The following is a 20,526-nucleotide window of genomic DNA, read 5'->3' as shown; positions in this document are numbered from 1 at the left end:
GGGCAACTGCTTGTTTTCCCAGCCGCTCACACATTCAGCAGCAGGAATTCGCGTTCCCAGGAGCTGATGACCCGGAAGAAGGTCTCGTATTCCTTGCGTTTGACCGACACATAGGCCCGGCAGAAGCGCTCGCCCAGCATCTCGCGCAGCTCGGGGCAGCGCTCCAGGCCATCCAGCGCCTCGCCCAGTGAGCGCGGCAGATCGTAGCCCAGCTCCTTGGCGCTGCCGCTGATCGGCGCGGTCGGCGAGCCCTGCTCGCGGATGCCCAGCAGGCCGGCGGCCAGGGTGGCGGCCATGGCCAGGTAGGGATTGGCGTCAGAGCCGGCGAACCGGCTTTCCACCCGCATGTTCTCGGGGGTGTCCATCGGTACCCGCAGCCCGCAGGTACGATTGTCAAAGCCCCAGTGCACGTTGCTCGGCGAGACCTCGCCAAATACCAGCCGGCGGTAGGAATTGACGTTCGGCGCAAAGAAGGCCATCGCTGCCGGCACGTACTTCTGCAGACCGGCCAGGTAGTGCCCGAACAGCGGGCTGAACTCTTCGCCGCCGCTGTCGCCGCTGAACACGTTGTGGCCGTCGCTGATCCGCACCAGGCTCTGGTGGATGTGCATGGCGCTGCCCGGCTCGGTTTCCATCGGCTTGGCCAGGAAGGTAGCGTACACCCCGTGGCGCATGGCCGATTCGCGCATGGTGCGCTTGAACAGAAACACCTGGTCGGCCAGGTCCATCGCGTGGGCGTGGGTGAAGTTGACCTCCAGCTGCGCCGCGCCGGATTCGTGGATCAGCGTGTCCACGTCCAGCTTCATCGCGTCGCAGTAGTCGTACATCAGGTCGAGGATCGGATCGAATTCGTTGACCGCATCAATCGAGTACGACTGGCGTGCCGTTTCCGGGCGGCCGGAGCGGCCGGCGGGCGGCAGCAGCGGGAAATCCGGGTCGGTGTTCTTCTGCACCAGGAAGAACTCCAGCTCCGGCGCCACCACCGGTCGCAGGCCCAGTTCGGCATAGGCATCCAGCACCCTGCGCAGCACGTTGCGCGGGGCCAGTTCGTGCGGCTCGCCGTGCTTGGTGTAACAGTCGTGGATGACCTGCGCAGTGGGATCGGTGGCCCACGGCACCATGCGCACGGTGTCCGGGTCCGGGCGCAGGATCATGTCCGAGTCCGACGGCGAGGTCAGCTCGTAGTAATCGTCCGGGAACTCGCCGGTGACTGTGGTGGCGAAAATGCCCTCGGGCAGGCGGGTGCCGTAATCGTGCGAGAACTTGTCGGCGGGGATGATCTTGCCGCGCGCGTTGCCGGTGATGTCCGGCACCAGGCATTCCACCTCGGTGATGCGACGATCCTTGAGCCAGCGCAGCAGCGCGCTCTCTTCGGCGGCCGGCTTTTCGGCGGCCTTGCGCGAGGGCGGCTTCCGCGGGGAAGCGGCCGTCTTTCGCGATGGAGAAGGAGCTTTGCGCGAACGCGTTCGGGTGGTCATGACCGGTCTGCTGTGCTGGAGTAACGACGACAAGCTTCGCCGAAGGGCTGGAACATCGTGTGATAGTGCCACTCTAACTCCGCCGGCGGCCGCCGTCACAGCGGGCGCACCTGCCCTCGACACGGGTTGCTGGCATGCTGTGCGCATGAGCGAGTCCCCGATGAGCCTGGCCGGCCAGGCACACGCACCCAGCTGGTATGCCGAAAGCGTGCCCGACACGGCACTGCGCGCGCCGCTGCGGGGCGACCATGCCACCGACGTCTGCGTACTGGGCGGCGGCTACACCGGCCTGTCGGCCGCACTCTCGCTGGCCGAGCGCGGCTATCGGGTGACCGTGCTTGAAGCGCAGCGGGTCGGCTGGGGCGCCTCCGGGCGCAACGGCGGCCAGGCCATTGTCGGCTACGGCTGCGAGGTGGATACGCTGGAACGCCTGGTCGGCAATGCCGATGCGCGCCGCCTGTTCGACTTCTCGCGCGAGGGCATGGCCCTGCTCCGCAATCGCCTGAGCCACTACGCCATCGACTGCGGCTGGCGCGACGGTCATGCCAGCGTACCGATCAATGCCCGCCAGGAGCGTGCGCTGCGCTCAGGCATGGACACCTTGGTGGAGCGCTACGACTACCCGCTCCAGTGGTGGGACCGGCAGCAGCTGTGCAGCCAGCTCGACAGCCCACGCTATCGCAGCGCAATGTTCGATGCGGCCAGCGGTCATCTGCATCCGCTCGCCTATGCGCAAGGGCTCGCCCGCGCGGCCGAGGGGCTGGGCGTGGTGATCCACGAGGCCAGCCCTGTCCTGGACCTGGTGCGCGGGGACCGCCCGCAGCTGCGCACCGCCAGCGGCACCGTCACCGCCAATCAGGTGGTCATCGCCGGCAACGCGTGGCTGCAGGGCATCGCGCCGGAGCTGGAAAGCCGGATCATGCCGGTGGGCACCTATATTGGCGCAAGCGCCCCCTTGGGGGAGGAACGGGCCCGGGCGCTGATCCGCAACGACATGGCCGTGGCCGACGTGAGCTGGGCGCTGGATTACTTCAAGCTCAGTACCGACCACCGCCTGCTGTTCGGCGGCCGCGCCAGCTATTCGGCGCTGCCGCCGCCGAACCTGCGCGGGGTAATGACCAGACGCATGCACCAGGTGTTTCCGCAGCTGGCCGACGTGGGCATGGAGCAGGTCTGGGGCGGCTACGTGGACATCACCCGCAACCGCGCCCCGCATTGGGGCCGGCTTACCCCTAACGTGTACTTCGCGCAGGGTTTCTCCGGCCATGGCGTCGCGGCGACGGGATTGGCCGGCAAGGTCATCGCTGATGCCATTGCCGGGCAGAACGAGCGGCTGGACGTGTTTGAGCGCATTCCGCATGGGCGCTTCCCGGGGGGGAAGCTGCTGCGCACGCCATTGCTGGTGGCCGCGATGTCCTGGTACAAGCTGCGGGATGTGCTGGGGTGAAGGCTGATCGGTGATCGGAAGCGCCGTATCCGGGTTCGTTCCGGGTGGGAGGCGTCAGGCCCACGAGATCGATGAAGATAGGAATATGTGCGGACTTGGGCGCGCATCGGCGGCGACAGAACGATGTAGGTCGCACCGGAAGTGAGACGCACCTCCGACTATTTCTCAGGATCTGTCGGATATCCCTCCAAGCGCGTGGAGTCCGCCGCAGACCCGCAGATCAAGCAAGCGCGTAGACGCTTCCAGCCATCGATCCAGCGATTGATTCCGATGTGGCCGGCCGATACCGTCTCCGCCCGAAGCGTGCCTGCATGAGCTGGCACTGATCCTGCAGGGACCGGAGGGGAATGTGAAACTGGATTGGTGGAGAGATGGACTTCGACTGGACTTTCGCATTCGGCCCATGGGGATCGCACTATCGGCCTTGTACGCGATTACTTGTCTGGCCGTGCGCGATGTTTCCCTCGATCAGTTTCACCTTCCTGCCGGGATCCGGATCGCGGCGCTACTGTTGGTGCCTCCGCGCCTCTGGATATACCTGGCACTGGGTGAGTATGCATACCTAGCATGGGTGCGGTACCCCTTGGTCGAGGAGTTTGGACTTGCGTGGGCCACCGTCGGGTCGGCGATTCTTATTCCCTTGGTCGCAGTGGCCGTGCGGCTGCATATGCCAAGCATGAAGTCCCAGCAGGTTTACTGGTTGCTATCACTGGCCGCCTGCTCGGCCGTCCTGATAGCAGTGATCAGGCTTTCGACGATGCATCTACTGTGGCCTGAGCCACCGGAGGAACGCTTTCTCGCCAGCATTGGACGGCACGTGCTGGGCGACTACATCGGAATACTGACCGTTGCTCCGTTGGCACTACTCTGGGTAAAGCGCCATGAACAGCCTATGCTGGACCGCACGTTGCTTTGGCCATCCGTCTCATCTGTTTTGGTGCTGGTCGCCTTGGGCGCCGCGCCGACCTACTTCACAATCGGATCCGTGGCAATAAAGACCGCCATCCAGCTCATGATGCTTGCTCCCGTCATCGCACTGACCTGCATGCATGGGTGGCGCGGCGCGGCAATCGGCGTTCCCCTGATCAATCTGGCCGTCCACCTGACAACCCCCAGCACAGGCCTCCCCGGGTCTTTCGACGCCGCTACGTTCAAGACTCAGCAGATCATTGCCGCGACGGGCACTGCACTACTGGCACTCGGCTCACGAATCACGCAGCTGTACTACCACCATGTCCATGGCAGGCTTGATCGATCTGAGGCCATGAGCCTGACCCGCTCGGCTCAGATGGCCAGTGAGATGGATCTGCGTGCCCGCGCCCTGGATATCCGAGGCCTGAGCGATAACCTTGACAGAGCTCTCAGCGACCATGCTGACTGGCTCAGAAATCACGGGCACGACAAGCTGGCCAACAGCTTGCTGAAGACTACTGTCCTGCATTCGAGGAAGTTTCGCGAGCAGGTCACGATTGTTTATCCCACGTCCCTTGAGCATGTCGGCCTCTATCTTGCTCTCCAGATTGGCGGCATCAGTGAAGCCTGGAGCACCACAAATCGACTTCTCGAGCATCGCCTCACCGGGGACCCCTGCCAGCTCAGCGTTGGTTTGCAGCTGGCGGCGTATCGCACCCTGACCGAAGCAGTCGCGCTGTTGCTTCGGAATGAACCAGGGCAGATCCAGATCCGGGCGCGTAGCGGGACGCTTCAGAAACAGAAGGGAATCATGGTGTCGATATCTGTACAGAATTCCAGCCAGACACTCTCGGCCACCACGCTGACCCAGGCCGTGGAACGGCTTGCCGGACGGACAATTGGTTATGGCGGCTCAGTCGAGTGCCGCCACAACAGGATCCGGATGCTGCTGTTGGAGGAGCGTGCCGGTTAGGTCACGGACCTGCGGATTCGACCGACCAGATCGACCGATCACCGTGTCGGTAGACCAGCAGGGTGAAATCGGGGTGTCGGTAGACCGGCAGGCGTTGCGCGCCGGAAGCGATCTCCAGCCGACTGGGTGGCAAAGAGACCTCATGCGAACCTTGACCCGCGGGCAGGGCCCAGAACTGGTCATCCAGATTCCCAACGATGGCGATGACATTTCCCTCGATGTCGTTGATCTGATAGTACGTTATGCCATCGCGCTGGAAGCCGTAGACACGCCAGCTTGGGTCCAAGCTGAGGTTCCTGGCTGAAGGATGCGATTCCCCCAGTCCTTGGGCGGCGAGCTCCGCTCCGGTACCAGAGCCTGGACAGCATTGCGCAGCGGCAAGCATCGGCGCTGACATCAGAAGCGAGAGGGAGATGGCGAGTTTGGCTGATTTCACGGGCACGGCGGGATCTCCAGTTGGAGGGGTGAGAAGGCTCACTCCCATGCTATCCACGCCCCTCAGTCGCACGCTCTGCAACATCTCTGAGTCTGCGGGCACCTATGACGGTTGATCCGGTTAGCTATACAACGGCAGCAGATCCGCTCAGTCTTTGGGGGGAGGCGGAGGGTTCGCCGGGAGCCTGGGTCGAGGACTGCAAACCAACACACCATTTTCGTCGAGCCGTGGTCGCCGCGATTCCGCCAACGGCGGATTGGAACCATTGCGTAGCTTCGTCATTGCCTGCGTGTCACACCAGAATGCCGGATCATCGCTACCCTCCGATGGAAGATGCATCAGGGCACGATACTGAGGAACTAGATCCTAGCGAAACTTCCAATATTCAATCGCACACGTAACTCCTGAATGCCTGCGTGCCAACCGCCGCCATCAGGGTTGCTTGGAGCGATGGAAATCGGGAAGCGGTTCATTCAACCAGCCGGCAGAGTAATGGGCTGCGACCCCTAGAAGGCAATTCAGCATGGGCATTACGATTGTTGGGCGCTTCCCCAGCGCGGCAACCCCTGCTAGACCGCTGCAAGGCCTGCACCGTGGGCGAATCAAGGTTCGGAATGTACAGAACCGCTGGCTGAAGATCGGGGTAAGTCTTCACCCGCACATCAATCCAGTGCGGAGTGACCGCCCTGCGCAGAATGATGCGCGACAAGCATATCAATTGAATGCCCTTCGACACGGGCACGCGCTGATTGGTCTGCTGCGGATCTTTTCGCTTCCCAAGCTCGATGCCAGAACTCGCACCACACTCGGTGAGGCGATCGAGTCCGTTCGACAGTCGGCCATCAGCGGTCAGTTCGGGGATGCCAAACATCATCTTCAGGACGCGAGCCAGGAATGCCCGCCAGACATCCGCGGAGAACTGCGGGCCGTTGGAATGAGACTATCGTCTTCCGTCGAACCGATCAGTCCCTGCAACCATCCAGTGGAACAGATTGGATCGCAGGCAATGGCCGGAACAATCTGCGCAAGGCTGCTGGGGAACGTGCAGCGCCCTGAATTGCAACCATTCGAGCCGGTCCCTGCCCTTCGCAGCACAGCGATCGTGACCGTAGCAGAGGCGCTCACGCGCGAACTGGCGATATGTGAGAGCAAAGATCAGGTGATTGCCGTTCTCTCCGGTTTCGTGGACAGGTTCAGGCTGGGTGAGGTGCCGCTTCCGCCAGGCAGGTTCACTGTGCTTGATGAGGCGCGAAGTGCACTTGTGTACTGCGAGAAATTCGATGTCAGGCAGGCTGGGCAGTCGCTGTCCGCTCCCATGAGTGGGTTTCCGCTTCTAGAAGCCAAGGCTTTGAATGAGGCGGATCATGATGGTTGGCGGGCGGCCTTGATGGCATAACGCCGGGATGTTGCGAGGTTGCCACGCAGGGCGTGGCACTACGGAGTCGGATGCGGGCATTGCGGCGTTGGATCCTGGCAATGGGGTCGCGGATCCGGACATGGCGATCACAGATCCGGAGATTGACCCTAAAGTCCGGCGTGAAGACGCCGATACACCTTCCGACCCTCTCGGATTTCGAGCGTACGTACCATGCCGGCACTGTTTCAGGGCGCCTTTCCCAGCGACCCCGGTGATGACCTCCCCCAGCGGATCCTGCTGGTGGAGAACTCGCGCACGTTCACCAGCATGCTCAAGGAAGCCATCGAGCAGCGCCTGGAGCTGCCGGTGTCGGTGGCGACCTCGCTGGCCGAGGCTGGGCGGCTGCTGGATGAGGAACAGGGCTGGTTCCTGGTGCTGACCGGGTTGGTGCTGGCCGATGGCGACCGCGACAAGGTGGTGGAGTATTTCCTTTCGCGTGGGCTGCGCACCGTAGTGGTCAGCGGGGTATACGACGAAGACCTGCGCAAGCGCGTGCTGCAGCAGCAGATCATCGACTACGTGCTCAAGAACACCCCCGGCAGCATCGATTACCTGGTGTGGTTGGTGCAGCGGCTGGAGCGCAACCGGCGCATCGCCGCGCTGGTGGTTGACGATTCGATGTCCGCGCGCATGTATGCCGCCTCGCTGCTGCGCATGTACGGCCACGATGTCTACGAGGCCGCTGACGGCACCGAAGGCTTGAAGGCGATTGAAGCCCACCCTTCGATCCGGCTGGCGGTGGTCGACCAGGAAATGCCCGGCATGGAGGGCGTGGAATTCACCCGCCGCCTGCGCACCCTGCGCTCACGCGACAAGGTGGCGGTAATCGGCATTTCCGGTAATACCGATCCGTCACTGATTCCGCGCTTCCTCAAGAACGGCGCCAACGACTTCCTGCGCAAGCCTTTCTCGCGTGAAGAGTTCTTCTGCCGCGTCTCGCAGAACGTTGACCAGCTGGAGCTGATCGGCACCCTGCAGGACCTGGCCACCCGCGACTTCCTCACCGGCCTGCCCAACCGCCGCTGCTTCCTGGAGCAGAGCACGCGCCAGCTGCCCAAGCTGCAGTTGGAGGGCGAGCAGGTGGCGGTGGCGATGATCGACATCGACCACTTCAAGCACATCAATGACACCCACGGCCATGAAGCCGGGGACGACGCGCTGCGGGCGGTGGCCGCTGCGGTGGCCGACCACGCGCGCGACCAGGACCTGATCGCCCGTTTCGGCGGCGAAGAGTTCTGTCTGCTGGTGCCGGGGCTGGAAGAAGACGAGGCGATCGGCTATTTCGAGATCCTGCGCCAGCGCATCGCGGCGCTGGAAGTGGATCTTGGCCACACCACCCTGCGCATGACCGTCAGCATCGGCTTGTGCTGCCTGCGTCCGCAGCAGGATTCGCTGCACCGGCTGATTTCCGAAGCCGACCGCCAGCTGTACCTGGCCAAGGCCGGCGGCCGCAACCGCGTATGCAGCACGCGCGAGGCCACCGCCGCCCGGGAACCCGCGCTGGCGCCTTGATCCAGATCAACGCGGAGCCGCCGTGCCCTGCCTAGAGTCGTTCCCAGCGAACATCACAGGGAACGCAGCATGGCACTTCTGGTCTGGCAGGACGACCTGAACATCGGCATCGACGTCATCGACCACCAGCACATGCGGATCGTGGAGATGCTCAACCACCTGCACGTGGCCCAGACCAGCCTGCACAAGGTGGCCGTGGCCGAGGTGATCGACGAACTGGTGGACTACACCATGTCGCACTTCGCGTTCGAAGAAGAGCTGATGGAAGAAGCCGGCTACCCGTTCTGCGCCGCGCACAAGCGCGTGCACGAGATCTTCGGCAAGCGCGTGTCCGAATACCGGCTGCGTTTCCAGGCCGGCGAAGACATCACCGACGAACTGCGCACGATGCTGTCGCGCTGGCTGTTCAACCACATCCGGGGCGATGACAAGGCCTACGCCGAATCGGTCAAACAGCACCTGAACCAGTTTGCCCGCGACCACCAGCAGGGCAGCTGGCTGGGTCGCACGCTCAAGCGGATTTTCCGCTGAGCCGGGTCGGCCGGCCCATGGCCAGCAGCGCCAGGATGGTGATCACCGCGGTCAGGCACAGGTAGTAGCCCACTGCGACCAGACCAAAACGGCCGGCCAGCCAGGTGGCCACGTACGGCGCCGGCGCCGCGCCGAGGATGCCGGCCAGGTTGAACGACAGCGAAGCGCCGGTGTAGCGCACCTGGACCGGGTAGATTTCGGCCAGGAACGTGCCGCACGGGCCATAGGTCAGGCCCATCAGGAACAGGCCAAGCGCGAGGAACCCCACCACCAGCCACGGACTGCCTGCCTGGAACAACGGCGCGAACAACACGCCGAAGCCGAGGATCAGGCCGCTGGCCACGATCATCGTGCGCCGGGTGCCCCAGCGGTCGCCGTACATCGCCGACAGCGGAATACCGGCGGCGAAGAACAGGATGCCCACCATCTGCAGCAGCAGGAACTGCTCGCGGCTGTAGCGCAGCACAGTCGTGCCGTAGCCCAGGGTAAACACCGTCATCAGGTAGAACAGCACGAAGGTGGCGAATGCGCCGAGCGTGCCCAGCACCAGCGTGCGCGGATGATGGCGCAGCACGCTCCACATCGGCAGGCGCACGCGTTCGTTGCGGTCCAGTGCGGCCTGGAACTGCGGGGTCTCATGGATGTTCAGGCGCACCCACAGGCCTACCGCTACCAGCAACGAACTGGCCAGGAACGGCACGCGCCAGCCCCACTGCAGAAAGTCCGCATCGCTCATCGCGCGGCCCAGCAGCAGGAAGATGCCGGCCGAGAGCAGGAACCCGAGTGGCGCGCCCAACTGCGGGAACATGCCGTACCAGGCGCGCTTGCCCGGCGGCGCGTTTTCGGTGGCCAGCAGTACCGCCCCACCCCACTCACCGCCCAGGCCCAGGCCCTGCCCGAACCGGCACAGCGCCAGCAGCGCCGGCGCCACGATGCCGATGCTGGCGTGGGTGGGCAGCAGGCCGATCGCCACGGTCGACACGCCCATGGTCAGCAGCGCGGCCACCAGCGTGGCCTTGCGACCGATCCGGTCGCCGTAATGGCCGAATACCGCCGAGCCGACCGGGCGGGCGATGAACGCCACCGCGAAAGTCGCCAGCGACTGCAGCAGCGCTGCACCCTCGCTGCTGTCGGGGAAGAACAGGTGCGGGAACACCAGCACCGCCGCCGTAGCGTAGATGTAGAAGTCGAAGAATTCGATGGTGGTGCCGATCAGGCTGGCCAGCAGGATACGGCGGGGCGAATTGGCGGCGGTGGCTGCGGCAGGAGTCGACATCGGTCACGTGCGGGAAGATCAGCTGCCCGATTCTGCCACGTGACCGCCGCCGACCGGCGGGATGGTTGCACCGGCAACATTGACTGGCCCCGTGATGCTTGACGACACCCGCGGCAGCCCCGGCCGTTGGCCGGGCCAGGCGGTCCACAGCGAAGCAACGATCCAGGCAGTAGAGTCGATCCCATCCACATCCGCAGATCCAGCACCATGGCCCGAACGGAAACCCCACCGTCCTCCCTCTCCCAACATGCGCCCACCACCCTCGACGCCTGGTGGATGCCGTTCACCGCCAACCGCCAGTTCAAGGCCGCGCCGCGCCTGCTGGTGCGTGCCGAAGGCATGTATTACCACGACGTGGACGACCGCCCGATCCTCGATGGCGCCGCCGGGCTGTGGTGCTGCAACGCCGGGCACGCGCGGCCGCGGATTGTGCAGGCCATCCAGCAGCAGGCGGCTACGCTGGATTTCGCCCCGCCGTTCCAGATGGGCTCGCCGCTGCCATTCGTGCTGGCGCAGCGCCTGGCCGCGCTCGCCCCCGGACCGCTGAACCATGCCTTCTTCACCAACTCCGGTTCCGAGGCGGTGGATACGGCGATGAAGATCGTGCTCGGCTATCACCGGCTGCGGGGCGAAGGCCAGCGCACCCGTTTCATCGGGCGCGAGAAGGCCTACCACGGGGTCGGTTTCGGTGGGCTGTCGATTGGCGGGCTGCCCAACAACCGCAAGGGTTTCGGGCCGCTGCTGGCGGGCACCGACTTCCTTCGCCACACCCTGGACGTGTCACGCAATGCCTTCACTCCCGGGCTGCCCCGCCACGGCGCCGAACTGGCCGAAGACCTGGAACGGCTGATCGCGCTGCACGACGCCTCGACGATCGCTGCGGTGTTCGTCGAGCCCATTGCCGGTTCGGCCGGGGTGATCCTGCCGGCGCCGGGCTACCTGCAGCGCCTGCGCGAGATCTGCGATCAGCACGGCATCCTGCTGGTGTTCGACGAGGTCATCACCGGTTTCGGCCGGGTCGGCAACGCCTTTGCCGCGCAGCGCTTCGGGGTCACCCCGGACCTGCTGACGATGGCCAAGGGGCTGACCAACGGCGCGGTGCCGATGGGCGCGGTGATGGTGTCCGATGCCATCCATGCCGCCTATATGCAGGGCCCGCCGGGGGCCATCGAACTGTTCCACGGCTATACCTATTCCGGCCACCCGCTGGCCTGCGCTGCTGCGCTGGCGGCACTGGACACCTATGCCGCCGAGGGCCTGTTCGAGCGTGCCATCGAACTGGGCGAATACTGGCAGACCCGCCTGCACAGCCTGCGCGGGCTGCCGAACGTGGTGGACATCCGCAATTTCGGGCTGATCGGTGCGGTGGAGCTGGCGCCGCGCAAGGATGCTCCCGGCACCCGGGGCTATGAGGTGTTCGAGCGCTGCTTCCGCGATGGGGAACTTCTGGTGCGCTGTACCGGCGATGTGATCGCGCTGTCGCCGCCGCTGATCATCGACCGGGCGCAGATCGACCGGATCGTGGACGTGCTGGGCGAGATGATCCGCGCCACGGCGTGATGCTGGCGACCGGTACAATGGGCGGTCAACAGCTGCTCGCCGACCGGATTGCATGGATATTGTCGTCAAAGAAGAACTCAAGGCCTACATCGATCCGCTCACCGCCGACGAATACGAGGCACTGGAGCGCAGCATCCTGGCCGAAGGCTGCCGCGACGCGCTGGTACTGTGGAACGATGTACTGGTGGATGGGCACAACCGCTACGGCATCTGCCAGAAGCATGGCCTGCCGTTCCAGACGGTGCAGAACACCCGCTTCCAGTCGATGGATGACGTGCACCTGTGGATGATCGAACAGCATCTGGGCCGGCGCAGCGTCTCCGACTTCCAGCGCGGTGTGCTGGCCCTGCGCAAGCGCGACATCCTGGCCGAGCGCCACCGCGCCGACCAGGCCCAGCTGCAGCGCGAAAGCGACGGCGAGATTGCCGATGCCACGCCCGAGGGTGACGAAGACAGCCCACCGTGGGCGCCGGCGCCGAAGGTGAGCCGCGCCGACATGGCGCGCGAAGCCCGGCTGAGCAGCAGTCAGGTGACGATGATCGAGCGTATCCACAAGCAGGCCGCGCCGGAACTGGTGGAAGCGGTCAAGAGCGGGGTGATCTCGATCAGCGCCGCGGCGGCGGTGGCTGCGCTGCCGGAAGAGGAGCAGCGTGCGGCCGCAGCCGCCGGCAAGGAAGAGCTGAAGCAGGCCGCCAAGCGCGTGCGCGAGGCCAAGCGCAAACCGCGCAAACCAGTGCAGGAGGTTCTGCACAGCGCCGATGGCGAGCTGGAGATCGATCCCAGTCGTGAAGCCGAGATTGCCGAGGCACTGACCTCGCTGGGCGAAGGTCCGGCCGAGCTGCGCCAGCGGGTGATCGCGCTGACCCTCGAAAACGATGCGCTCCGCGCGCAGCTGAGGTCACTTCGCCAACAGGTCGGCGAAGTGGCGTAACCCGTTTTGCCGGCCAACGACCGGCACTACCGTCGAGCGATGAGGGATTTCCATGATAGCGCTGGCCGTTGGCCGGCCCTCCAGAATGCCTGTCGAGGCGGTGTTCGCACCCGTGTCGATACACTTGCCGCATGAACACCCCTCCCTCGATTGACCCCCGCCGCGCCCAGCTGCGCCGCCTCAAAGCCATTGCCCTGGCGATGCTGCTGGCCATGCTGGCCGGTTTCGTCGTCAGCCACCTCAACGGCGAGCGCGGCATCTGGGCGTGGGTGTCCGCCTTCTGCGAAGCGGCTGCGGTGGGCGCGCTGGCCGACTGGTTCGCGGTGGTGGCGCTGTTCCGTCACCCGCTCGGGCTGCCGATCCCGCACACCGCGATCATCCCGCGCAGCAAGGAACGCATCGCCGACAGCCTGGCGGTGTTCGTGCGCGACCAGTTCCTGGAACCGCAGGCACTGCTGGCCCGGCTGCAGGTATTCGACCCCGCCAGCCGGCTCGGTAGCTGGTTGGCCGATCCGGAACGCTCGCGGCTGTTGGCCGACATGGCCCGCGGCTGGGCCCTGCAGGCGCTGGATTTCCTTGACGAAGCTGCCGTGCGCCGCAGCATCCAGTCGTTCGTGGTCGAGCAGTTGCGGCAGTGGAACGCCGCAGCCACCGCCGGTGAGCTGCTCGGCCTGCTCACTGCCGATAACCGCCATCAGCGGGTGCTGGACGAAGGGCTGACCCGGATCAGCCAGTGGATGGACAACGAAGCGGTGCGGCAGCGGGCGTCCGAGTTGATCGTGCGCTACATCCAGCGCGAATGGCCGAAGCTGGCCAGCACGGTCAACTGGGTCAAGCCGATCGATGAAATCGGCGACAGCCTGGCCGAGCGCATGGCGCACGCAGTACTGGCCGAGCTGCAGCAGATCCTGGCCGAGCCGGAACACCCGCTGCGCAAGGACTACGAGGTGTGGCTGGGCGACTACATCCAGCGCCTGCGTCATGACCCGGCCCTGGCCGAAAAGGTCGACCAGCTCAAGCAGCAGGTGATCGACCACCCGGCCGTGCAGGAGTACGTTCAGGGCCTGTGGGCGCGCATCCATGCCAGCCTGCGCGCCGACCTGTCCAGCGAAGACTCGGCGCTGGCCGGACACCTGCGGCGCAGCCTGGCCAAGGTCGGCCAGGCGCTGCAGGACGATCCCTCCCTGCGCGAGGCGCTGAACCAGCATCTGATGGACGGTGCCGAGCGCCTGACCAGCCGCCTGCGCGAGGGCGTGACCAGCCATATCGCCCAGACCGTGAAGGGGTGGGACGAACGGCACCTGGTGGAGCAGCTGGAGCTGAGTGTGGGTCGCGACCTGCAGTTCATCCGGTTCAACGGCACCCTGGTGGGTGGGTTGATCGGGCTGTTGCTGCATGCGTTGACTGTTTGGATGCACTGGTAATGCACGGTCACGACCAACGGTCGTGACCTACCGGAATCCGGCATCGATCAACACCGGATGGGGCATCTATCAATGCCGGATGGGGCATCGACCAACACCCGCCGGCAAGGATCAGTGCAGGTAGGTCACGACCGTTGGTCGTGACGCGCGTGTTGCCCGGTTGACAGATTGCCCGGGTGTTTTTGAGACGTGGTTCGCGTATTCTGCCGCGCATTCAGGGCTGGAGTGGCCCGCCGGGGGAACCATGCGAAGGACGATCGTGACGTTGGCGCTGTGTGCGCTGGCCTGCAATGCCCACGCCGGGCGCGTGTACAAATGTGCCGCTGGCGGCCAGACCATCTACCAGACCGTGCCCTGCCCCCCCGAGCAGGACACCGGCGTGACCCGCCCGATCGTCAAAGACCCCAACCTCACCTGGGAAGAGCGCACGCGCGCCCAGCGCGACCTGCACCAGGCCCGTCGCCGCATGCAGGCCGACGCCGGCCGCGGCCAGCCGCCGGTCCGCGGCACCGTGATCGAGGGTGCGGCCAATCCGGAACAATGCGAAGAACTGCGTTCCCGCCGTGAGATCAGCGAGATGTTCGGACGCCCCGCACCGGCGCGCATCGACGCCGAAATCGCCAAGGCCTGCAGCTCGCGCTGAAGGTCTACCGGCAGGGAGACCCTGCTAACCAGCAACTGCGCGCACGGCGTCGATCAGCGACTGCATCTGCGGGGGGGAGCTGAAGATGCCGGGTGTCACGCGCACGCAGGCGCCGGATGCCAGTCCGTCGCGGGCCACTACGAAGACACCGCACCGTTGCAGCATGCGCTCGGCGGTGGCGGTGTTGGCCTCCAGGCTGAACTGACCGCGCAGGCGGAAGGCGGCGATGGCGCTGGACAGACGCGGATCCGGTGAGGACAGCAGCTGGATCCGGGCGTCGTCGCGCAGCGCGTCCAGCCACTGGTTGCGCAGGCGCAGCAGACGGGCACGTTTGTTCGCCACGCCGATCCGCTGGTGCAGCGACAACGCGGCCGGCAAGGCCATGACGGCTGCGAAGTTGACCGTACCGGTGTGGACGCGGCTGTCGATTTCGCCGGTGTCCGCCTCGCCCATGCAGGGATCCAGGTCCTGGACGCGTCCGCGACGCACGTAGAGCGCGCCCATGCCGACCGGTGCGCCGATCCATTTGTGCAGGTTGATGCCAACGAAATCCGCGCCCAGCGCGTGCAGCGGCGTGTCGACCTGGCCGATGCCATGGGCCGCATCCAGCACCACGTCCGCGCCGGCCGCGCGGGCCAGCGCGCTGATCTCCGCCACCGGCAGCAGCATGCCGTTGCGATGGCCGACCTGGGTGAGCAGCAGCAGGCGGGTGCGCGGGTAGCGCGCCAGCGCCTGGCGATAGGTGTCGACGATGCCGTCATGGTCGAACGGCTCCGGCAGCATGATGCGCTGTACCTCCACCCCCCTGCGTTCGCGCAGCCACTGCACTGCAGCGATCGCGCTTTCGTGGTCGGTGTCCGCATGGAGCACGGTATCGCCCGGAGACAGGGTCCGGTAGCCGGCAATCAGGACCTGCATCGCTTCCGTCGCGCCCCGGGTCAGCGCGATCTCATCGGCACCCACGCCAAGCGCTTCGGCCAGCGTTGCACGCGCGTGTTCCAACAGCAGCGGGAACTCCCGTCGCCCGAACCAGGCGTTCTCACGGTTCACCCGCGCGGTGGCGCGGTGATACGACTGCAACACTGGCCGCGCCATCGCGCCCCAGTAGCCGTTGTCGAGCATGACCACCTCGTCGGTCAGGTCGTACAGCGCCGCTACCCGGGACCACCAGTCCTCATCGGCTGCCAGCATGTCAGGGTCGCGCCCGGCGGGATCGGGCAAGGCGTCGGGAGCGTGCAGGTCTGCGTCGGTCATGCGGCCAGTATTGCAGCCGCCGCGCGAAGAGCGGGTGGCGCGAAACGCCTATCAATCTTGCCGAAGCGAATGATAATGACTATCATTAGCGCAATGGATGCTTCCTCGATGCCGTCCTGCGCGAGGCAACCGATCTCCAGGGATACCCCGCCCTGTGCGGCGGCTTGGCCAAGGATGGCCACCCTCCCCTGTCACCGGCCACGGCCGGTGACCTTCGTTGTTCGATCCGACATTGCAGGTTCCCGTGGACAGCACGCCTGATGCCAGCTGGTACAACCGCTTCGGCGGTTTCTTCGCCCGCCCCTGGCTGGGAGTGCTGTCGCGTTCGTTGGCCGCGATCATCGGCGGCTACGCGCTGGCCGCCACCTGCGCGATGTTCTTCGCCGTGGCCCTGCCGATCGCCCGCGCCCAGGCAGTGCTGACCGGCATGCTGGTGGCGATCGTGCTGTGCGCCTGTGCCGCGCTGTGGGCATTCGCCACCCGCACCGCACTGCGCGCCTGGATCGGCATCGCCGTGCCCACCGCGTTGTTCTGGCTGGGCACCCTCGCACTGGGAGCACGTGCATGAAGAATGGATTCCGCCAGTCCATGGCCTGGCTGCACACCTGGACCGGCCTGCTGGTCGGCTGGCTGCTGCTGCTCATCTTCATGGCCGGCACCGCCAGCTACTACCGCGAGGAAATCAGCCGCTGGATGCGCCCGGAGCTGCCGCGCAGCAGCGTGCCCACCGAGGTTGCCGCCGAGCGCGCGGTAACCTTCCTGCAGCACAAGGCGCCGCAGGCCGAAAGCTGGAACGTGACCCTGCCCGACCCGCGCAACCCGGCGATGCGCATGTTCTGGCGCAACCCCGAATCGATGATGAAACCGCCGGCCGAAGGCGAAAGGCGCCGCCGCGGCGGTGGCCGCTTCGGCGATGCCACGGTGGACCCGGCCAGCGGCGAGGAAGTGGCCGCTCGCGAAACCCGCGGCGGCGATTTCTTCTACCGGCTGCATTTCGACCTGCATTACATTCCGGTGCTGTGGGCGCGCTACCTGGTGGGCTTCTGCGCGATGTTCATGCTGGTGGCGATCATCACCGGCGTGATCACCCACAAGAAGATCTTCAAGGACTTCTTCACCTTCCGAAAGGACAAGGGCCTGCGTTCGTGGCTGGACTTCCACAACGTCAGCGCGGTGATGGCCCTGCCCTACCACGCGATGATTACCTATACCGGGATTGTCACGCTGATGTTCATGTACCTGCCGCAGGGCGTGAGCGTGGCCTATCCCAAGGACGAGGATGCCTTCTTCAGCGAGGCCTTTGCGCGCCTGGCCGATCCGACCGACCCCGCCGAAGGTCGCGCCGCCGCGCTGCCGATCCAGCAGCTGCTCAACAGCGCACGCGCCGAATGGAAGGGCGCGCAGGTCAGTGGCTTCACCGTGTTCCATCCGGGCGCGGCCAATGCGGTGATCGACATCTACCAGCGTGACGGCAAGCGGCTGTCGGTCGACACGCCTTCGCTGCGCTACCACGCGGTCAGCGGCGCGCTGATCCAGACCAGCCCGGTGCCCGGTGGCGCTACCCACGCCCGTGGCGTGATGTACGGCCTGCACCTGGCCCGGTTCGCGGACTGGGGCCTGCGTGCCCTGTTCTTCCTCTCCGGCCTGGTCGGCTGCCTGATGGTGGCCAGCGGCGTGGTGCTGTGGGCGGTCAAGGAGCGCCCCAAACACGCCAAGGCCGGCCGGATCGGCTTCGGCCTGCGCCTGGTGGATGCGCTCAACATCGGCGCCGTGGCCGGCCTGCCGATCGCGTTTGCCGCCTACTTCTGGGGTAACCGCCTGCTGCCACTGCAAATGGCCGAGCGTTCCGACGCGGAAGCCAGCGTGTTCTTCCATGCCTGGGGTGCCGCCCTGCTGGCGGCCTTCCTCTGGCCCAGGCGGTTGATGTGGGCCTGGCAGCTGTACCTGGGCGCTGCTCTGTTCGCGCTGATTCCGCTGATCAATGCGCTCACCACCCGTGCGCATCTGGGCGTCACCCTGCGCACCGGCGACTGGGCACTGGCCGGGTTCGATCTGGTGATGCTCGCCTTCGGCGCAATGCTGGCGTACTGCGGCCTGCGCATGCAGCGTTGGCAGCCGGCGTTGAGTGCGGCAGAGAAGAAGAAGCGCCAGGCGGCTGCCCTTGCCGCCACGGCGGATACCGCCGAGGCCCGCGCATGATGCTGCTGGCGCTCACGTTGAATTTTTCGGCGTTCGCCGCGCTGTCGCTGGCGATGGAAAAGCACCAGCTCGATCTACACGGCAAGGCGCACCCCGGACCAGCGCGCATGCGGCTGTGCCGCGGGTCGGGCTGGGCATTGCTGGTCACCGCGTTTGCCGCGTGCGTGGTCGACCACGGCTGGGCCGCCGGCCCGGTGCTGTGGCTGGGCGCGATGACGGTCAGCGGCCTGCTGATCGCCTTCGGCCTGTACCCCTGGCGGCCGCGCTGGATCGCGCCCCTGGCCTGGGCATTACCCGTGGTGGGGCTGGCTGCGGCTGTGCTGTAACGCCCGCCACGACCAACGGTCGTGGCCTACCGATGTTGCCGGTAGGTCGCACGTTGGATCAGGCGCCGTAGCGCCGGATCTCCCATGCGCGGTGGATGCGCGGATTCCGCTCGAAATCCTCGCCGATGGTATCGGCGGAAATCTCGCGGCACTCGGCGAACTCCTTGACCGCTTCCTCGTCGAGCTTGAAGCGGCGGAAGTTGTTCGAAAAATACAGCACGCCTTCCGGGCTCAACCGCGCCACGGCCGCGCGCAGCAACCGCACGTGCTCGCGCTGCACGTCGAAATCCTCGGCGCGGGCGGAGTTGGAGAAGGTCGGCGGGTCGCAGAAGATCACATCGAAACGATGCCGCTCGGCTTCCAGCCACGCCAGCGCATCGGCCTGGATCAGCTGGTGCTGGCTGCCGCCCTTGCCGTTCAGGGCCAGGTTGTCGGCGCACCACTGCAGGTAGGTGCCGGACAGGTCCACGCTGGTGGTGGAGGCCGCACCAGCCACCGCCGCCTGCACGCTGGCCACGCCGGTGTAGCAGAACAGGTTGAGGAAGCGCTTGCCCTGCGCTTCCCTGGCCATGTGCCAGCGCAGCGGGCGGTGGTCGAGGAACAGGCCGGTGTCCAGGTAATCGAACAGGTTCACCCGCAGCAGTGCATCGTTCTCGCGCACCAGCACGAACTCGCCACGCTGTTCGAAGCGGCCGTACTTGCTGCCGCCCTTGCCGCGCTCGCGCGATTTCAGCGCGACCTGTTCGGCCGGCACCTGGAATACCTCGCGCGCGGCCGATAGCAGCTCGTTGCGGCGGCGGCGCACGTCCACGTCGGGAATGGTGGCCGGCGCGGCGTATTCCTGCACGTGCAGGAAGGTGCGGCCCGCGCCGCCGTCTTCCTCATACACGTCGATGGCGGCGGCGTACTCGGGCAGGTCGGCGTCATACACGCGGTAGCAGGTGACCTGTTCGCGCGCTCTCCATGTCTTGAATTTGCGGATGTTCTTGCGCAGCCGGTTGGCCACCATCTGCGCGCCTTCGCTGAGCTCGCGCGGCTGCCCTGCATGCTCACGCTGCGGCACGGCGATGGGATCGCACACGATCAACGCACACTCGATGGCGCCGTTGAACAGCTGGTATTTCTTGTTCGCGCGCAGGCCGGTGGCAAATGCCAGTTCGGCGCTGCCGCACAGCAGGCTGGCCCGCCACTGCGGTACCGCACGCTTGAGCGCATCGCCCAGGCGGCGATACAGCACCGCATCGGCGGCCAGACGCTCGTCATACGGCGGGTTGCACACCACGCAGCCGGTTTCCTGCGGCGGCACCTGCACGTCTGCCACGTCACGCACACCAAACCAGATCGCTGCGGCGACACCGGCGGTTTCCGCGTTTTCCTTGGCCGCGCGGATCGCATGCGGGTCGATATCGCTGCCGTGGATGACCTGCTTGAGCGCGGCGCGCCCGGCCTGCTCGCGGGTGCGCGCCTCGGCCATCAGGGCGTTCCAGGCATCACGATCAAAGCCCAGCCAGCGGCTCGGCGGAATGCTGCCATGGCGCTGCAGCCCCGGCGCAACGTCGGCGGCCATCAATGCGCCTTCGATCAGCAGGGTGCCGCTGCCGCACATCGGGTCGAGCAGGCCGCCCCCTTCGGCGTGGATCCTGGGCCAGTTGGCGCGCATCAGCACGGCCGCCGCCAGGTTTTCCTTCAGCGGCGCCTCGTTCTGCGCCATGCGCCAGCCGCGCCGGTGCATCGGGCCGCCGCCAAGGTCGATCGAGATCGAGGCACGGCCCTTGCGCAGGGACAGGTTGATGCGCACATCCGGGAATTCGGTATTCACCGACGGCCGCTCCAGGCCCTGCGCGCGCAGGCTGTCGACCACACCATCCTTGACCCGCTGCGCGGCAAAGCGCGCGTGGGTGATTTCGGTCCCCGACACATGCGCGTCCACCGACAGGGTCAGCTCGGGGCTGATGTGCTGCTCCCACGGCATCGACGACACGCCTTGGTACAGCGACCCCTCGTCCGGGCAGTCGAACTCGGCCAGCGGCCACAGCACCCGGCTGGCCAGGCGCGACCACAGCACCACCTTCAGCGCCTGCGGCAGCTCGCCCTCGGCATTGACGCCGGAAATGGTGGCAGTGGCCCTGGGCAGGCCCAGCGCCAGCAGTTCGTCGGCGAGCAGGTACTCCAGGCCCTTGGCGCAGGAAACAAAGAATTTCACGGGA

17 protein-coding genes are annotated in these 20,526 nt (G+C 66.0%); 12 read left to right on the top strand and 5 right to left on the bottom strand.

Features of this window, described 5'->3' with window-relative positions:
- Positions 1–26: 26 nt before the first annotated feature.
- Positions 27–1,478 (bottom strand): glutamine synthetase family protein, encoded by a 1,452-nt coding sequence (locus ACGFZ3_RS03085; protein ID WP_392916234.1) that lies wholly within the window; start codon positions 1,476–1,478, stop codon positions 27–29.
- 145 nt (positions 1,479–1,623) lie between these two features.
- Here ACGFZ3_RS03085 and ACGFZ3_RS03080 point away from each other — a divergent pair, with 145 nt between their 5' ends.
- Positions 1,624–2,925, top strand: coding sequence for an NAD(P)/FAD-dependent oxidoreductase (locus ACGFZ3_RS03080; RefSeq protein ID WP_392916231.1), 1,302 nt, complete (start codon positions 1,624–1,626; stop codon positions 2,923–2,925).
- A gap of 349 nt (positions 2,926–3,274) precedes the next feature.
- On the top strand, positions 3,275–4,810 hold the full coding sequence (locus tag ACGFZ3_RS03075; RefSeq protein ID WP_392916228.1) for an MASE1 domain-containing protein: 1,536 nt from the start codon (positions 3,275–3,277) through the stop codon (positions 4,808–4,810).
- 1 nt (position 4,811) lies between these two features.
- On the opposite strand, the gene ACGFZ3_RS03070 is transcribed toward ACGFZ3_RS03075, so the two are convergent.
- Positions 4,812–5,246, bottom strand: a complete 435-nt coding sequence (locus ACGFZ3_RS03070; protein WP_392916225.1) for a hypothetical protein — start codon at positions 5,244–5,246, stop codon at positions 4,812–4,814.
- A gap of 523 nt (positions 5,247–5,769) precedes the next feature.
- Here ACGFZ3_RS03070 and ACGFZ3_RS03065 point away from each other — a divergent pair.
- From ACGFZ3_RS03065 to ACGFZ3_RS03055, 3 genes are all read left to right on the top strand, one after another.
- Complete coding sequence (locus ACGFZ3_RS03065) at positions 5,770–6,642, top strand: hypothetical protein (protein WP_392916222.1); 873 nt, start codon at positions 5,770–5,772, stop codon at positions 6,640–6,642.
- A gap of 192 nt (positions 6,643–6,834) precedes the next feature.
- Positions 6,835–8,175 carry a diguanylate cyclase gene (locus tag ACGFZ3_RS03060; RefSeq protein WP_392916218.1) on the top strand — a complete coding sequence of 447 codons (1,341 nt, stop codon included), beginning with the start codon at positions 6,835–6,837 and terminating at the stop codon, positions 8,173–8,175.
- A gap of 69 nt (positions 8,176–8,244) precedes the next feature.
- Complete coding sequence (locus ACGFZ3_RS03055) at positions 8,245–8,706, top strand: bacteriohemerythrin (protein WP_068850625.1); 462 nt, start codon at positions 8,245–8,247, stop codon at positions 8,704–8,706.
- Here ACGFZ3_RS03055 and ACGFZ3_RS03050 read toward each other — a convergent pair.
- A complete protein-coding gene (locus ACGFZ3_RS03050; RefSeq protein ID WP_392916214.1) occupies positions 8,687–9,982 on the bottom strand; it encodes an MFS transporter in 1,296 nt (431 codons plus the stop codon). The genes ACGFZ3_RS03055 and ACGFZ3_RS03050 overlap by 20 nt on opposite strands.
- Before the next feature lie 207 nt (positions 9,983–10,189).
- Here ACGFZ3_RS03050 and ACGFZ3_RS03045 point away from each other — a divergent pair, with 207 nt between their 5' ends.
- The 4 genes from ACGFZ3_RS03045 (at position 10,190) to ACGFZ3_RS03030 (ending at position 14,540) form a co-directional block, all read left to right on the top strand.
- Positions 10,190–11,542, top strand: coding sequence for an aspartate aminotransferase family protein (locus ACGFZ3_RS03045; protein ID WP_392916210.1), 1,353 nt, complete (start codon positions 10,190–10,192; stop codon positions 11,540–11,542).
- 52 nt (positions 11,543–11,594) lie between these two features.
- A complete protein-coding gene (locus ACGFZ3_RS03040) occupies positions 11,595–12,473 on the top strand; it encodes a plasmid replication/partition related protein (protein ID WP_392916207.1) in 879 nt (292 codons plus the stop codon).
- Between the two features lie 131 nt (positions 12,474–12,604).
- Positions 12,605–13,897 (top strand): DUF445 domain-containing protein, encoded by a 1,293-nt coding sequence (locus ACGFZ3_RS03035; RefSeq protein ID WP_392916204.1) that lies wholly within the window; start codon positions 12,605–12,607, stop codon positions 13,895–13,897.
- A gap of 244 nt (positions 13,898–14,141) precedes the next feature.
- A complete protein-coding gene (locus ACGFZ3_RS03030) occupies positions 14,142–14,540 on the top strand; it encodes a DUF4124 domain-containing protein (RefSeq protein ID WP_392916202.1) in 399 nt (132 codons plus the stop codon).
- Positions 14,541–14,564: 24 nt separating this feature from the next.
- Here the strand turns inward: ACGFZ3_RS03030 and ACGFZ3_RS03025 are convergent, their stop codons facing one another.
- Positions 14,565–15,794: an aminotransferase class V-fold PLP-dependent enzyme gene (locus tag ACGFZ3_RS03025; RefSeq protein ID WP_392916199.1), complete on the bottom strand. Its 1,230-nt coding sequence runs from the start codon at positions 15,792–15,794 to the stop codon at positions 14,565–14,567.
- A 244-nt stretch (positions 15,795–16,038) separates the two neighbouring features.
- On the opposite strand from ACGFZ3_RS03025, the gene ACGFZ3_RS03020 reads away from it, so the two are divergent.
- From ACGFZ3_RS03020 to ACGFZ3_RS03010, 3 genes are read left to right on the top strand one after another with little or no spacing between them, the layout of a single operon-like run.
- Entirely contained in the window at positions 16,039–16,362 is a 324-nt protein-coding gene (locus ACGFZ3_RS03020; RefSeq protein ID WP_392916196.1) for a DUF3649 domain-containing protein, read from the top strand.
- Positions 16,359–17,993, top strand: coding sequence for a PepSY-associated TM helix domain-containing protein (locus ACGFZ3_RS03015; protein WP_392916193.1), 1,635 nt, complete (start codon positions 16,359–16,361; stop codon positions 17,991–17,993). The genes ACGFZ3_RS03020 and ACGFZ3_RS03015 overlap by 4 nt, the downstream gene beginning before the upstream one ends.
- Positions 17,990–18,319 carry a DUF3325 domain-containing protein gene (locus ACGFZ3_RS03010; RefSeq protein ID WP_392916190.1) on the top strand — a complete coding sequence of 110 codons (330 nt, stop codon included), beginning with the start codon at positions 17,990–17,992 and terminating at the stop codon, positions 18,317–18,319. The genes ACGFZ3_RS03015 and ACGFZ3_RS03010 overlap by 4 nt, the downstream gene beginning before the upstream one ends.
- A 58-nt stretch (positions 18,320–18,377) precedes the next feature.
- On the opposite strand, the gene rlmKL is transcribed toward ACGFZ3_RS03010, so the two are convergent.
- Positions 18,378–20,522, bottom strand: a complete 2,145-nt coding sequence (rlmKL, locus tag ACGFZ3_RS03005; RefSeq protein ID WP_392916187.1) for a bifunctional 23S rRNA (guanine(2069)-N(7))-methyltransferase RlmK/23S rRNA (guanine(2445)-N(2))-methyltransferase RlmL — start codon at positions 20,520–20,522, stop codon at positions 18,378–18,380.
- Positions 20,523–20,526 lie beyond the last annotated feature (4 nt).

This window comes from Stenotrophomonas sp. NPDC047960, assembly GCF_043204395.1.
In the GTDB taxonomy this organism is placed as follows: Bacteria; Pseudomonadota; Gammaproteobacteria; order Xanthomonadales; family Xanthomonadaceae; genus Stenotrophomonas.
The sequence above is the reverse complement of the archived record's forward strand: the minus strand, read 5'-3'. Positions and strand labels throughout refer to the sequence as shown.

Bases quoted from the DNA above. Each gene is read 5' to 3' on its own strand.
- ACGFZ3_RS03085 (WP_392916234.1), bottom strand. From the start codon at position 1,478: ATGACCACCCGAACGCGTTCGCGCAAAGCTCCTTCTCCATCGCGAAAG.
- ACGFZ3_RS03080 (WP_392916231.1), top strand. From the start codon at position 1,624: ATGAGCGAGTCCCCGATGAGCCTGGCCGGCCAGGCACACGCACCCAGC.
- ACGFZ3_RS03065 (WP_392916222.1), top strand. From the start codon at position 5,770: ATGGGCATTACGATTGTTGGGCGCTTCCCCAGCGCGGCAACCCCTGCT.
- ACGFZ3_RS03060 (WP_392916218.1), top strand. From the start codon at position 6,835: ATGCCGGCACTGTTTCAGGGCGCCTTTCCCAGCGACCCCGGTGATGAC.
- ACGFZ3_RS03055 (WP_068850625.1), top strand. From the start codon at position 8,245: ATGGCACTTCTGGTCTGGCAGGACGACCTGAACATCGGCATCGACGTC.
- ACGFZ3_RS03050 (WP_392916214.1), bottom strand. From the start codon at position 9,982: ATGTCGACTCCTGCCGCAGCCACCGCCGCCAATTCGCCCCGCCGTATC.
- ACGFZ3_RS03045 (WP_392916210.1), top strand. From the start codon at position 10,190: ATGGCCCGAACGGAAACCCCACCGTCCTCCCTCTCCCAACATGCGCCC.
- ACGFZ3_RS03040 (WP_392916207.1), top strand. From the start codon at position 11,595: ATGGATATTGTCGTCAAAGAAGAACTCAAGGCCTACATCGATCCGCTC.
- ACGFZ3_RS03035 (WP_392916204.1), top strand. From the start codon at position 12,605: ATGAACACCCCTCCCTCGATTGACCCCCGCCGCGCCCAGCTGCGCCGC.
- ACGFZ3_RS03030 (WP_392916202.1), top strand. From the start codon at position 14,142: ATGCGAAGGACGATCGTGACGTTGGCGCTGTGTGCGCTGGCCTGCAAT.
- ACGFZ3_RS03025 (WP_392916199.1), bottom strand. From the start codon at position 15,794: ATGACCGACGCAGACCTGCACGCTCCCGACGCCTTGCCCGATCCCGCC.
- ACGFZ3_RS03015 (WP_392916193.1), top strand. From the start codon at position 16,359: ATGAAGAATGGATTCCGCCAGTCCATGGCCTGGCTGCACACCTGGACC.
- ACGFZ3_RS03010 (WP_392916190.1), top strand. From the start codon at position 17,990: ATGATGCTGCTGGCGCTCACGTTGAATTTTTCGGCGTTCGCCGCGCTG.